This window comes from Bacillus sp. JJ1521 (assembly GCF_036965165.1).
Lineage (GTDB): Bacteria > Bacillota > Bacilli > Bacillales > Bacillaceae_L > Ferdinandcohnia.
In genome coordinates this window covers 1-13,465 of the sequence record NZ_JBALOX010000239.1, presented here as the reverse complement: position 1 = coordinate 13,465, position 13,465 = coordinate 1, and the positions used below count along the sequence as shown (strand labels likewise).

The 13,465-nt window shown below is 38.9% G+C and carries 16 protein-coding genes; 8 read left to right on the top strand and 8 right to left on the bottom strand.

Annotated features, from left to right (window positions below; all coding sequences use genetic code 11):
* Positions 1-274: 274 nt before the first annotated feature.
* The 3 genes from V7147_RS23450 (at position 275) to V7147_RS23440 (ending at position 3,259) form a co-directional block, all read left to right on the top strand.
* Positions 275-712, top strand: coding sequence for an SRPBCC family protein (locus tag V7147_RS23450; RefSeq protein WP_335370212.1), 438 nt, complete (start codon positions 275-277; stop codon positions 710-712).
* A 61-nt stretch (positions 713-773) separates the two neighbouring features.
* The gene (locus V7147_RS23445) at positions 774-2,018 is read left to right on the top strand and encodes an aminopeptidase (protein ID WP_335370211.1); all 1,245 of its coding nucleotides are present in this window, start codon (positions 774-776) and stop codon (positions 2,016-2,018) included.
* Between the two features lie 302 nt (positions 2,019-2,320).
* Positions 2,321-3,259: a magnesium transporter CorA family protein gene (locus V7147_RS23440; RefSeq protein WP_335370210.1), complete on the top strand. Its 939-nt coding sequence runs from the start codon at positions 2,321-2,323 to the stop codon at positions 3,257-3,259.
* A 38-nt stretch (positions 3,260-3,297) separates the two neighbouring features.
* Here the strand turns inward: V7147_RS23440 and V7147_RS23435 are convergent, their stop codons facing one another.
* Positions 3,298-3,819, bottom strand: coding sequence for an HD domain-containing protein (locus tag V7147_RS23435; RefSeq protein ID WP_335370209.1), 522 nt, complete (start codon positions 3,817-3,819; stop codon positions 3,298-3,300).
* Positions 3,820-3,971: 152 nt separating this feature from the next.
* Between V7147_RS23435 and V7147_RS23430 the strand changes: the two genes are divergently transcribed.
* Positions 3,972-4,718, top strand: a complete 747-nt coding sequence (locus tag V7147_RS23430; RefSeq protein ID WP_335370208.1) for an AAA family ATPase — start codon at positions 3,972-3,974, stop codon at positions 4,716-4,718.
* 218 nt (positions 4,719-4,936) lie between these two features.
* Here the strand turns inward: V7147_RS23430 and chrA are convergent, their stop codons facing one another.
* Positions 4,937-6,082 (bottom strand): chromate efflux transporter, encoded by a 1,146-nt coding sequence (chrA, locus tag V7147_RS23425; RefSeq protein WP_335370207.1) that lies wholly within the window; start codon positions 6,080-6,082, stop codon positions 4,937-4,939.
* A 149-nt stretch (positions 6,083-6,231) separates the two neighbouring features.
* On the opposite strand from chrA, the gene V7147_RS23420 reads away from it, so the two are divergent.
* A complete protein-coding gene (locus V7147_RS23420; RefSeq protein WP_335370206.1) occupies positions 6,232-6,927 on the top strand; it encodes an AIM24 family protein in 696 nt (231 codons plus the stop codon).
* A gap of 93 nt (positions 6,928-7,020) precedes the next feature.
* Here the strand turns inward: V7147_RS23420 and V7147_RS23415 are convergent, their stop codons facing one another.
* The 5 genes from V7147_RS23415 to V7147_RS23395 all read right to left on the bottom strand — a co-directional run bounded on the left by V7147_RS23415 (position 7,021) and on the right by V7147_RS23395 (position 10,459).
* Positions 7,021-7,956, bottom strand: a complete 936-nt coding sequence (locus V7147_RS23415) for a glycoside hydrolase domain-containing protein (RefSeq protein ID WP_335370205.1) — start codon at positions 7,954-7,956, stop codon at positions 7,021-7,023.
* Between the two features lie 114 nt (positions 7,957-8,070).
* Positions 8,071-8,355 carry a phage holin family protein gene (locus V7147_RS23410; protein WP_335370204.1) on the bottom strand — a complete coding sequence of 95 codons (285 nt, stop codon included), beginning with the start codon at positions 8,353-8,355 and terminating at the stop codon, positions 8,071-8,073.
* A gap of 135 nt (positions 8,356-8,490) precedes the next feature.
* Complete coding sequence (locus tag V7147_RS23405; protein WP_335370203.1) at positions 8,491-9,702, bottom strand: MFS transporter; 1,212 nt, start codon at positions 9,700-9,702, stop codon at positions 8,491-8,493.
* 228 nt (positions 9,703-9,930) lie between these two features.
* Positions 9,931-10,221 (bottom strand): hypothetical protein, encoded by a 291-nt coding sequence (locus V7147_RS23400; RefSeq protein WP_335370202.1) that lies wholly within the window; start codon positions 10,219-10,221, stop codon positions 9,931-9,933.
* The gene (locus V7147_RS23395; RefSeq protein WP_335370201.1) at positions 10,196-10,459 is read right to left on the bottom strand and encodes a CGCGG family putative rSAM-modified RiPP protein; all 264 of its coding nucleotides are present in this window, start codon (positions 10,457-10,459) and stop codon (positions 10,196-10,198) included. Before V7147_RS23395 ends, V7147_RS23400 begins: the two co-directional genes overlap by 26 nt.
* 217 nt (positions 10,460-10,676) lie before the next feature.
* Here V7147_RS23395 and V7147_RS23390 point away from each other — a divergent pair, with 217 nt between their 5' ends.
* A complete protein-coding gene (locus V7147_RS23390; RefSeq protein ID WP_335370200.1) occupies positions 10,677-11,690 on the top strand; it encodes an acyltransferase family protein in 1,014 nt (337 codons plus the stop codon).
* A 63-nt stretch (positions 11,691-11,753) separates the two neighbouring features.
* Here V7147_RS23390 and V7147_RS23385 read toward each other — a convergent pair whose 3' ends face one another.
* On the bottom strand, positions 11,754-11,999 hold the full coding sequence (locus V7147_RS23385) for a DNA alkylation repair protein (protein ID WP_335370199.1): 246 nt from the start codon (positions 11,997-11,999) through the stop codon (positions 11,754-11,756).
* Positions 12,000-12,116: 117 nt separating this feature from the next.
* Here V7147_RS23385 and msrA point away from each other — a divergent pair, with 117 nt between their 5' ends.
* Positions 12,117-13,079 (top strand): peptide-methionine (S)-S-oxide reductase MsrA, encoded by a 963-nt coding sequence (gene msrA / locus V7147_RS23380; RefSeq protein ID WP_335370198.1) that lies wholly within the window; start codon positions 12,117-12,119, stop codon positions 13,077-13,079.
* 250 nt (positions 13,080-13,329) lie between these two features.
* The coding region (gene cspD, locus V7147_RS23375; RefSeq protein ID WP_335370213.1) for a cold-shock protein CspD at positions 13,330-13,465 on the top strand (136 nt) is incomplete at its 3' end.

Below are 13,465 nucleotides of genomic sequence, written 5' to 3'. Positions count from 1 at the left end.
AAATAAACATGATATCTATGTTTATTTGTCTGATATGAAAATGAAAAGCGATATGAAGGTTGAGGTCGAAACCTTTGATTTAAGTAAGGACGAGTTAAGGTTTAAATTACAGGTTCCAATTGACTAGTAAGCAAATCATAATTGGTTTGCTTTTTTTGTTTGTTTAAAAAGGATCTAGATGCAAATGGGGTTTTACAATTTTGTTTATTAAGGATAAGATTTAATGGACGACAAATTCTATAAATAGTGAATTTTTGAAAGTGAGTTGATATCGTTGATTTCTGAAATTACCTCAAAAATGAGATTAGAAAAGTCAGTAGACAAGGTGTTTGATGCTTTAGTAGATCCAGAAAAAATCGGGAACTATTGGTTTTCATCAAGCTCTCAGAAAGTAGAAGAAGGAAAGCGAATTATTTGGATTTATAAAGAATATAATGCAGAGGTGCCAATCCATGTAGTCAAGGTTGAAGAGAATAGAAGAATTGTGTACACATGGGGAGAAGGAGAAGAAAAGACTACTGTTACATTTTTACTAAAAAAAGATAAGGGAAGTACAATTCTAGAGGTAACCGAATCGGGTTTTAATCTTAATAACCCTGAAATAGTCAATATTTTATTGGGACAAAAAGAGGGTTGGATGTATATGCTTACCTGTTTAAAGGGATATTTAGAAAATGGTATATCTACTCTAAGAGGTTCTCTTATTCATTAGTCATTTTAAAACGATTTTAATGCTAGAAAAATTAAATACATAGTTCATCGGGGGTAAAAAAATGGTTCTTCCAAATTTTGAAGAGAATTTACAAAAATATGCGAAGCTTTTAGTTGCAAATGGACTTAATGTGCAAAAAGGTGATTGGGTAAAAATGACGATTACAGTCGATCAATCACCACTCGCTCGACTTGTCACAAAAGAGGCCTATGCTTTAGGAGCAGAAAAGGTCATTATTAAATGGTCAGATGACGAAATTACAAAAGAGCATTACCTACACCAGACTGAAGAGGTATTAACAGATATACCAGAATACGAAATTCAGGAATCAGATGATCATGTTCTAAATCATAAAGTTTGTCGTCTATCGATTGTTTCAAGTGATCCAGGTTTTTTAAGTGGTGTTGATTCTGCCAAAATTTCTGCTTTTCAAAATAAAGCGGCAAAGGCGTTCAAGGTGCAACGTGTCGCAACCCAAAACAATGATATAAAATGGACAGTTGCAGGTGCTGCAGGAGCAGGTTGGGCTGCAAAAGTATTCCCGAATTTATCAACATCTGAGGAACAGGTAGATGCACTTTGGGATCAAATTTTTAAAACATGTCGAGTGTATGAGAACGACCCTGTGGCAGCATGGGAAGAGCATACAACAATCTTAAACGAAAAAGCAGCAAAATTAAATGAAATCCAATTTGATGCGCTTCATTATAGAGCACCAGGAACAGATTTGAAACTTGGCTTACCGAAGAACCATATTTGGGAAAGTGCAAGAAGCTATAACCCAAAAGTGGAAGAGTTTATTGCAAACATGCCGACTGAAGAAGTGTACACGGCTCCAGACACTCGCCGTATGGACGGGGTAGTTCGCAGCACAAAGCCATTGAGCTATGCAGGTACATTAATTGAGGGCATTGAGGTTCATTTTAAAGATGGAAAAATAGTGGACATCTCCGCAGAGACCGGAGATGAGATCATGAAGAAATTGGTATTTGATAATGAAGGTGGAACAGGACTCGGTGAGGTTGCGTTAGTACCGGACCCATCGCCAATTTCACAATCAGGTATCACATTCTTCAATACATTATTCGATGAAAATGCATCAAATCACCTTGCGATAGGGGCTGCATATCCAACAACCATTCAAGGTGGCACGAAAATGAACGAAGATGAATTAAAAGAACACGGCATGAATGTTTCCACAGTTCACGTTGATTTCATGATCGGTTCCAGTGAAATGGACATCGATGGTATCAAAGAAGATGGTACCGTTGTTCCGATTTTCCGAAAAGGGGATTGGGCGATATAAGCATGGTGGAGTCCAAGGAAAGGCTTTTAATAAAGCTTTTTCTTGGGCTTTTTTTTTGAAAATATTTGAATGGGAAAAATCATGTAGTTACAAATCATGATTTTTCAAGTACAATATTACGGTATTCATTTTATAAGGAGTTGAATTTTTATGAATAGTCATTTGTGTAACGACCCTGATCCCGCGTCGATAAAAGGGGAAGTCATTAATGAACCCATTATTGTTAGTTGGAAAACATATAAAAATTCAACTTTAACTGGCAGAGATTTTTGACTTCCTCGTTAATAAGAGGAGGTTTGTACATGTTAAATATTTATCTATCCGATGAGCAGGGGAAGCTACAGGAAACCACAACGATTACAAACGGTTGCTGGATTAACCTCATTGCTCCAACTGAAAAAGAAATCAATCAAATCGTTACGGCATTAGAAATCCCGATCGAATTTATCAAGGACCCATTGGATGAAGAAGAGCGATCCCGAATTGAAAAAGACGGTGAACATATTTTAATCATTGTCAATATTCCTTCGGTGTCAATGGATGAAAATGAGATTCCAATCTATGACACAATACCATTAGGAATCATTATTGCGAAAAATTGTTTTGTGACGGTTTGTTTAAAAGATAATCCTATTTTTCATCAGTTTTCTGAGGGGAAAATCAAGAACTTCTTTACGTTTAAAAGAACACGGTTTGCTTTCCAAATTCTTTATTCGATGGCTACCTTATATCTCAGATACTTAAAGCAAATTAGTAAAAAAACCGATTTAATCGAAAAAGAATTGCATCAATCGATGAAAAACAAGGAGCTTTTTTCACTGTTAAACTTTGAAAAAAGTTTAGTCTATTTTACGACCTCCTTGAAATCGAATAATATTGTCATGCAAAAAATGTTGAAAAGTAACTACTTGAAAATGTATGAAGATGATCAGGAATTGCTTGAGGATGTTATTATTGAAAATCAGCAGGCAATTGAAATGGCGGAAACGCATACCTCCATTTTGAGTGGCATGATGGATGCCTTTGCGTCTGTGATTTCCAACAATGTGAATATTGTGATGAAATTTTTAACTTCAATTACGATTATTCTATCGTTGCCAACGATGGTGGCGAGCTTTTATGGAATGAACGTTTCTATTCCATTCCAGGATTATCAATATTCATTTTTAATTGCCATAACAATCTCGTTTATCTTATCAAGCATTACGGCTTATATCTTTTGGAAAAAACGGTTTTTCTAATATATGGCGTTGTTCCGGTTATGTGGAACGACGCTTTTTTATTGTTTGTTATTCATTTCTTCTTCAACTAATGCATCTAATCTGGCAATCATTTTCTTCGCCTTGTCTTCATCAATTTGCCGATAGTGATGAAGTCCACCTTCTTCCTCATCCATCTCATCTGCAAGCTTTGTGATTGCTTGAAGCGGGGTACGCTTGATAAAGCCTTCTTCGATATAGGAGTCTGTGTGGAAAAGAATCGCATAGGCAATTTCCTTTGCATACTTTGGATTTTCACCTAATCGAATTAATAATTTATGAGCTCGTTCCGCCCCCTTAATGGCATGAATGTCATTTTCCTTGTACATGCTATAATCCCATTTCCCATTTTTGTACCACGTGTAATGTCCCATATCATGTAGCAATGCCGCCTTCGTTGCAAGATCGACTGAAACGTTTCGCTCCTTGGCCATTTTATACGCATGGTATGCACAAGCAATAGCGTGAGCCTTCCCTGAACGTGACAGGTACTTTTGCGCAATCCGATGATGGAAGATGTCTGTTAACGTAACATATCTCATTTGTCCGGCCTCCTTATAAAGGATAAATTTTTTGAATTTTACCATGTATGAGGAACATTATCAAGATATAATAATCCATTTTACTTGGAAATGGGTGGAAGAATAGAATAAGCATGTTAAAATAGTTAGAAAACAGGGTGTGGTGATAGGACTTGTTTTTACGAAGTGTGAAAGTAATGACGGAAAAAATACATAATGTGTATGAATATCCTTTTTCGATTCCTAGTATTAGAGGCCTGGAACAACTCGATTTTCATGAGCCCGTCACGTTTTTTGTTGGTGAAAATGGTTCTGGTAAGTCCACTTTACTAGAGGCAATAGCCCACCAGAGCGGGTTTAATACAGGCGGTGGCGGGAGGAATAATTATTACACGTTTGAAGATGCGACACCAGCTTTAAGTGAGTGTATTCGGCTTTCATGGATGCCGAAAATCAATCAAGGCTTCTTTTTGCGGGCAGAAAGTTTTTTTCAGTTTGCTTCACATTTGGATCAATTGGCAGATGAGGATCCAACTTTTAATTATGAGGGATATGGTGGCAAGTCCCTGCATGAACAGTCCCATGGCGAGTCATTTTTATCGTTATTTTTGAATCGGTTTGGTAATCAAAGCATCTATCTATTGGATGAGCCTGAGGCAGCTTTATCTCCTGCAAGACAGCTTGCATTTTTGCGAGTGATACACGACCTGGCAAGAGGGGGAAATGCGCAATTCATAATTGCTACTCATTCACCGATATTACTGGGATACCCCGGCGCTCAGATATACAATTTTGATGCCTCACCGATTGAGAAGATTGCATATGAGGACACCGAGCATTATCAAATCACGATGGGATTTTTAAATCGGCGGGAACGGTATTTGGAAGAGCTGTTTCGGGAGGATGACGAGGAAGTCTAAAGGGGTAGGATTAAGTGACATTCGTACCCTTATTTTGGTGTCTTGAAAGGAAAGGGTATGATTAGGCGTTATTCGTGCCCGCGTTTTGGTGTTGTCGAAGAATAAGGGTATGATTAGGCGATATTCATGCCTTCATTTTGATGTTTTCATAGAATGAGGGGACGATTAGGCATTATTCATATAGTGTTAGATAAAATATAGACTACCAAGTTGGTAGTCTAGAGCATACTTATAATCGTTCCGCCGATAGCACCTGTCACAACTACAATCCAAGGAGGCAGCTTCCAATAGACTAGCATGCTGAACAAGATTGCGGTGAATGCGAAATCGATAGGTGAAAACACAGTGCTGGTCCATATCGGGTGATAGAAGGCAGAAATCAAAATTCCCACCACTGCGGCATTTACCCCCATAAGTGCGCCTTTAATTTTTGGATTGCGTNNTGTTCCTAAAATGAGTAGAAATGCTGGGAGGAAAATGGCGATTGTTGCGAGTAGTCCACCTTGCCATCCATCCATCAAAGCCCCAAGATAGGCAGCAAATGTAAAGAGTGGCCCCGGAACAGCTTGTGCTGCACCATATCCAGCTAAAAAGGCTTCTTCACTTAGCCATCCTGTTGGAACAAATTCTCGCTCTAATAACGGTAGAACTACATGCCCTCCACCAAAAACAAGTGAACCTGAACGGTAAAAGCTATCAAACATGGCAATCCATTCTAAGGAAGTGACTTCTCTTAATATGGGTAAAACAATGAGCAAACCGAAAAACAATGTCAAACAAAGAGTTGCAAATCTACGTGAAATTGGGAACTGTAGATTAGTAGTTTCGCTGTCTGCTTGATTTTTAAATAAAACAAACCCTAAGATTGCTGCTATGAGGATAACTCCCACCTGTGTAAAGGCCGTTTGCCATAGTAAAGTTCCAACTAACGCAAACAGTGCAAGTGATTTTCTAGGCAAATCTGGGGTGAGTTTTTGTGCCATTCCAAGAATAGCGTGCGCCACAACGGCGACAGCAACTAATTTTAAACCATGAATCCAGCCGGAAGTTCCAATATCTAAACCTTGAAATACTAAGGCAAATACAATCAGTGCAAATACGGAAGGCAACGTGAACCCGAGAAACGAGACAATTCCACCAAGTACACCTGCACGCATCACTCCAATGCCTATCCCCACCTGACTGCTTGCAGGTCCAGGTAAAAATTGACACAAAGCCACTAAGTCTGCATATGTATTTTCATCCACCCATTTCCTTCGACGGATGTATTCTTCGTGAAAATAGCCTAAATGGGCAACAGGTCCCCCGAAGGATGTCAGTCCTAGTCTAGTTGAAACAATAAGAATCTCCAGTAAATTTTTCATTCTTTTCTCCTTTTAAATTAATACCGGAAGTATAGCATTTGTAAGCAAGATTCTAAAGACAATACCATGGAAGTTAACAAATTCTTTACAATATGAAACCTTTTTACCTGCCCAAACGTAAAACAAACTAACGAAAGGATGTGGGTGAAATGAGTAAATATTCAATCGCGGAATTTATTAAAAACACGGAGCAGGAGGACAAAGGGGAAGGACTATTTGAATTAGAGACACCTAGAATGCTAGAGGTAAATCTAAATGGCATGATTTGGGCAAAAGCGGGTTCGATGGTTGCGTATAATGGCAGAATCAAGTATGAACGTGAAGGAATCCTTGAACATGGAATTGGCAGCATGTTTAAGAAAGCGTTGACAGGTGAAGGAACTTCTTTAATGAAAGCGAATGGTCAAGGAAAGCTGTACTTGGCTGATAGCGGGAAAAAAATCATCATCCTTCAGCTGCAGAACGAGTCAATTTATGTGAATGGCAATGATCTTCTCGCCTTTGAACCGTCCTTGAAGCACGACATTAAGCTAATGAAACGAATTGCTGGCATGATGGCTGGAGGATTATTTAATGTTCGGTGTGAGGGGAGTGGAATGCTCGCGATTACCACTCATTACGAGCCACTCACATTACGGGTAACACCCGGAAAACCGATTATAACCGATCCGAATGCAACGGTTGCATGGTCTGGAAATCTCCAACCCGAGTTCCAAACGGATATTTCATTTAAAACCTTCGTCGGACGCGGGAGTGGCGAGTCCATCCAAATGAGATTTGATGGAGATGGCTTTGTCATCGTTCAACCGTATGAAGAGGTGTATATGCAGCAGTCGAATAGCTGACCAAATAGAAGAGAGCGGATTGTAAAGCTCATTTGTACAAGACAATCAAGGTTAACGTTAAAAAGGATCATCCAAAAAAGATGATCCTATATTTTATGGTCCCCATAGAACATCGACGAGTTCACGTTTGAAAAGATTTGTGTCGATGTTACAGGTTTCTGCGTCTAGACCGAATTGCCAGCCCCATGCAAGAGAGCCTTCTGGAGCCGATGGGTTAAATTCTGGTGCTTTCGCTTCTGTAGTGATTCCTACGCTTGGTACAGCTGTCCAAATATAATTTTGTTCAAGGATAGCTCTATTGCTTTTTCCAGCTTCTTGATAGGCTTTAAACAAAGCTTGTTCAGCGTCGAATACCCCATAAATCCCAGATTTGTAGTTTGAAGATACAATAGTCTCAAACCAACCCTTGATAAACTCAGAATCTACGGGATAGTCTGGCTCAATATCAGCAAAAATGGCAACACCCTCTGGGATACCTACATCACGAGCTAGTTTAATAGCTTCCTTTGCTTGAGCGACACCATTATCATATCCAGTAGCATTATCGAAATGGTTGTAGATTGGTAGGATAAAATCACCCTCTGCATGCATGATTTTAACTTGTTCAGGAGTAAGACCGACTGAAATTCCTTCACGCTCGCCAAGGTAACGACCGAATACAACAGGGTCACCAAAGTTTTCTTTTACACAAGCATAAAAATCCTTTGTCGTTTCACTTGCAGAATCGATTCCCCAAACGATTTCAGGAAGATTATTACTTGGTTTTGTTTTTTCATCTCGCTGTTGTATTTTTTGCTCTTTCTGTTTATCGCTCTCGTTATTTTTATCGTTATCTTTATGATCCTGTTCATTTGCCGGTGGTGGCTGATTCTTATTAGAATTGGCAGGAGGAGGAGTTGATGGTGCTTCGGCGCTAGGAATTGTTGTTACAGGTTTTGTTTTGTCCTCGGTTACATAAAAATACACCGCACAGCATAAAAGGAAGCCGATGACTGCAGTGATAATGAGATTAAATCTTTTTTCTGTCATTTCATCACCTCACCTTGTACTTTCTGTATCTTATGTAAGGTGTGGGTGTACAGTGTGGGTTTGGCTGGTGAGTAAACACTTGCCCATTAAACCCTACACAAGTTGTCTATATGGTTATTCATCCTTTTTATTTATCGCACTACTAATCCCGTGGAAGGTGTTTTTGATAAGGTCTTCAGAGATCATGGTTGTGCCTGTGACAAGGATGGCTTGCACAACGGACTGAATAAGGAAACCGTAGTAGAGCAGACAGGCAAAGATTGCAAACCCTAACTGAATCCATCTGTGTGTCCATTGTGGAATAAAAGGGGTTTCTTTAAGGATTAGACCTATGAAATAGAGGACAGGAATTAAAATAAACGCATCTTCCCTAATATAAAATTTTAAGTTAAAATCCATTTTTTCACCTTCAACATTTTTTAAAATAAAATATTCGAGAAAAAGGAAATTGGTCATTCGAAATTTCATTTTTATAAAAGGATATAGGGACATAAAAAAAGCGCTAGGATTGTCCTAGCGCTTTTAAAGTGTAATTTATTTATTTTTCGCAAATACTTCATGTTTCACGATGCGCTTTCGCTGACTACCATTTAGGTAGGCTGTAGTCGTAGCAACTAGGAGCAAAATTCCCGTAACGGTGAAAAGAATTTGCGTAGGGAATAAACCACCAAGTAAACCTCCTAAAAGCGGGCCAATCATTCCACCGATTTGGTTTGCAGTTTGGTTTAAACTGAATGCTCTGCCTCGGAAATCCTCTGGTGTTGATTTGACGACCAGCCCATTTAAAGCAGGGAAGACCGCACAGAAGAAGATTCCGTAAACAAAACGTATGAAAGAAAAGCCCCAGATTTGGGTAAAGACAATTTGAGCTAAAGTTCCGATCGCAGCCCCTAAAAGTCCGATAAATAAGATGCGTTGGAAGCCAACTTTATCCGCCCATTTTCCCCAAACAGGTGCAAACAGTGCACTAGCAAGACCTGGTAAGGCAATGACAAAACCAGTTAGCAAGGTTGCATAGCTTGCGTTACTTGCGATATCGGCAATATATAATGGTAAGATAGGATCGATTATCATTGTGGAGCAACTGACCATGAGAGTCAGTATTAATACAAGCAAGAATGGACGGTTGCTTATCGCAACGCGAAAGTCTTTGATAACAGAGCCTTTTTCCTTGTTCGCTTTGAAATTTTCTTCTTTTACGAAAAAGATGATTAAAATCGTTGCGAAAAGGACGATGATACCCGCACTTGCGAATGCCCAGCGATTACCCCAAAGTTCAGCTAATCCTCCACCCAATAGTGGTCCCAATATCATTCCGGTTGCTGCCGCCGATGAAATCATCGAAAGCGCATAACCCACTTTTTTCGTCGGTGTATTCGTACCAACGAGGGCAATCGACCCAGGAATAAATCCGCTCAGTAAGCCTTGCATAAGTCGTAGACCTAAAATTTGATAAGCGTTTGTGACGAAAGCCATTAACGTGTAAACGAGAAAAAGGGCAAAGCCTGCCCGAACGATCATTGGTTTGCGTCCGTATTTGTCGGCAACTCTTCCCCAAAACGGTGTCGCAAATGCACCGGCGAAAAAGGCGGACCCATAGATTAGCCCTGACCACAATTCAGTGTTCTCGTGTACCCCAATTTCCAACAGAAAGATCGGTAAAAATGGGATAACCATTGAAAAACCTGAAGCTGTAAAAAAGACACCAATCCAAAGAACCCATAGATTTCGTTGCCAATTCGGCATGATTTTTTCCATCTCCTAAGAATATTCTGCAAATAATAATAGATTAATAATAACATAATCGAGGATTATTTTCATTAACGGAACTTTCGGAAACAGAAATACTTTCATTTTAAGGCGAATATCCTACCTGTCGGCATATATTGCAATTGTTGTTGGGCAAGAAATCTCTTAAATTAAAGATGTTAAAAGAATAAAAAGAAATACTCAGATCACGGACCTGAGTATTTTTTAATGTGGAAAATAGATATGCAGGACCTCTATCCTGTTAGTTAGTTGAAAAAAGTCCCGGAAATCAGAGAGGGTTTCAAGTGTTTCGTAGTTTGAAAGTGGGATAATTTGTTTTACCTGATGTTCTTTCATAAAAATCAGTAAATCATCCTCACGCTGTATATGGGAAAAAAAGAATCCGTCCCTTGCGGTTAATAGTTCATCCTCGTACCAATTTACAACCACTTGTTGGCTCTCGTACTTCAACAGCTTCTGTAAAACTTCTTTATTTTCTCCAGACTCGAAACACATAGCCACCACACCCACATTGATCAATGTATTTATAGGATACACCCGATTCGAACTTTCGACTTATGGCTTCTGCAAGATAGTGAGAAGGGTTGCCAAAGCTATCCGGTGTGACGAGATTGACATAACAGCCGCTTTCCGTCTTCTCAATTGCCTTCAACCCATCCTCAATCACCAAAGCCCTATTGCACTGGTAATCCACGTGCTCTAAAACAATCGACCAATCCTTCGCCATCTTCATCACCTCATCTCCATTATAAATCTTGATTTGAAGGGAGAGGATGATAAGTATCACAGCAGAAACAGTTATTACAGTTTGTTTCAATTAGATTAAGATTTTTCAATATAATTACAAACGGGTCATCTTCTTTAAAAAGCTATTTACAAATCAAAGACAACCGAATAAAACACCAGCTTGCGATGCTATAATACTATAACAAAAGTATGGAGGTTTTATGATGGCTACTAAGCGAGAGTATTATTTTGATAACGCGAAGTTTCTCCTCATCTTCCTTGTTGTCTTTGGGCATTTCATCCAGCCTTTTATAGATGATCATAAAATCATCATGACAATTTACCACTTCGTGTATTCCTTTCATATGCCAGCATTCATTTTAGTTTCGGGCTATTTTGCAAAGGGATTTAAGAAGGAAGGCTACATTAAAAAGACAGCAAAAAAGCTATTGATTCCATATTTAATTTTTCAGCTACTCTATACCATTTATTATTACTTCCTTTATAAAGGTGAGTCACTATTATTCGAACCATTTAATCCGCAATGGTCACTTTGGTTCTTAATCAGCTTATTTTGTTGGAATGTGATGCTATATGCTTATACGAAGCTACCGATAAAATGGTCGATAGCTTTGGCGGTTTTAATTGGGGTTGGGGTTGGCTATATCCCATTCGTGGAAAATTATTTGAGTTTATCGAGGACATTTGTCTTTTTCCCATTGTTCTTATTAGGTTTCTATTGTAAAAAGGAACATTTTACTTCGTTGAAACGTCCGTCTGTACAAGTAGGGTCAGCCATTCTGCTTTTAGCCATTTTTATTGGTTATTATTTTGTTCCGGATTTCAATACGGGTTGGCTGTTAGGATCAAAGTCATATGAGACGCTGTCACAGGAAAATCTGGGTGGTCTCATAAGACTTGCCGTATATGTTGTTTCGATTGTGATGACAGTTGCATTCTTCTCGCTCTTACCGAAAAAACAATATTTCTTCACAAGCTGGGGAACACATACATTGTATGTCTATCTATTACACGGCTTTGTGATTAAATATTTCCGAAACAGTGAGTGGCTCGACGTGATTAATGATACGGGGAATTTTGTGATATTAGTAGTAGCATCGCTAATTTTAACATTGCTATTATCAACCAAAACAATCCGCGCGATCACCCAGCCACTTATCGAACTTCGAATTTCTATAATAAAGAGATTCTTTAAAGTTAAACAGGAAGGGTATTAATCCATAGGGACGGTTCTCTTGGTTCGGTGATACCGGAAATCCAAGAACTGTCCCTTTTGGCGTTTACCCTTTATAATTCTGAGCTCTTTTGACAAAGGATATTTCATCTTCAATAAGACCGCAGACACCACATTGTACTCTGATTTCTGGACCACGATATGGGACATGGAACGGGTCAAGGTTTTCTATGTGATCTTCCACGACATCGCCACTTTGCGGATCCATTTTAACCGACCTTGGCACTTGTTCGATAATATTAAATCTTGAGCGATTGGTTTTACAATTAGGACATAAATAAGGACTACTCATTTTACACCTCCTATTTTTTACTTTTTCCTTTTCTGGAATAAATATGAGCGTATTTTTTTGAACATACGCTAGAAGTGATATAATGAAATCAAGCAAAATGAGAAAGGAAGAGTGCACATGGAGAATACACATGAAAAAGTGGAGAAGGCAACCTTTGCGGGTGGCTGCTTCTGGTGTATGGTCAAGCCGTTTGATACACAGCCAGGAATCATCGAAGTTCTTTCGGGATATACAGGTGGAACGAAGGAAAACCCGACGTATGAAGAGGTTTGTTCCGATACTACAGGTCATTATGAAGTTGTTCAAATTACATACAACCCAGACATTTTTCCTTATGAAAAATTAGTTGAACTCTTTTGGCAGCAAATTGATCCAACAGATGCAGGTGGACAATTTTTCGATCGTGGAGATTCCTATCGTACAGCGATTTTCTACCATACAGAGGAACAGAAAAAAGTGGCTGAAGAATCAAAGCGAAAGCTTGGTGAGAGCGGGATTTTCTCAAAACCAATCGTAACTCCAATTCTTCCTGCAAAGGAATTTTACCGTGCAGAAGAGTATCACCAGGATTATTATAAAAAGAAACCCGAGCATTACAATCGCTACCGCAAAGGTTCTGGTAGAGATAAATTTATTAGAACGCATTGGTCGGCAAAGGAATTTGAAGAGGCGAAGAAAAACCTGACAGACATGCAGTACTATGTGACACAGGAACAGGGGACGGAGCCGCCGTTTCAAAATGAATTTTGGAACAATGCTAAGGAAGGCATTTATGTCGATATTGTTTCGGGCAAACCGTTATTTAGTTCATTGGATCAATATGATGCAGGGTGTGGCTGGCCGAGCTTTACAAAGGCGATTGATGCGAAGGAAATCGTCGAAGAGCTTGATACATCACATGGTATGATTCGTACAGAGGTTAGGAGTAATACAGCGGATTCACACTTAGGCCATTTATTCTATGATGGTCCTGGTCCAACTCGCATGCGTTTTTGCATTAACTCCGCAGCGCTTCGTTTTATTCCGAAAGGGGATTTAGAAAAAGAAGGCTATGGTGAATATTTGAAGCTTTTCAGTTAAAAATCTTGTCTAAACAACTACTGTGAAAAAATTACTATTTTCATAATTGTTAGTTGACTACGGTAAAACGCAGTGATATGATGAAATAGACCATTTTGTTGCGTTATATAAGTTTAAAGAAAGAAAGAACGTTAATTTCGGCTATTCTTCTGAAGTTATATGTGAATTTGTTTTAGATTTATGTAAGTGTACAATGGTTAATTTTTCAATGCACAAATGCTTTGTGTGTTCATTTTAGGAGGCATATTTCATGCAAAATGGTAAAGTAAAATGGTTTAACAGCGAAAAAGGTTTCGGATTCATCGAAGTACAAGGTGGAGACGATGTTTTCGTACACTTCTCAGCAATCACAGGCGATGGTTTCAAAACTTTAGAAGAAGGTCAAG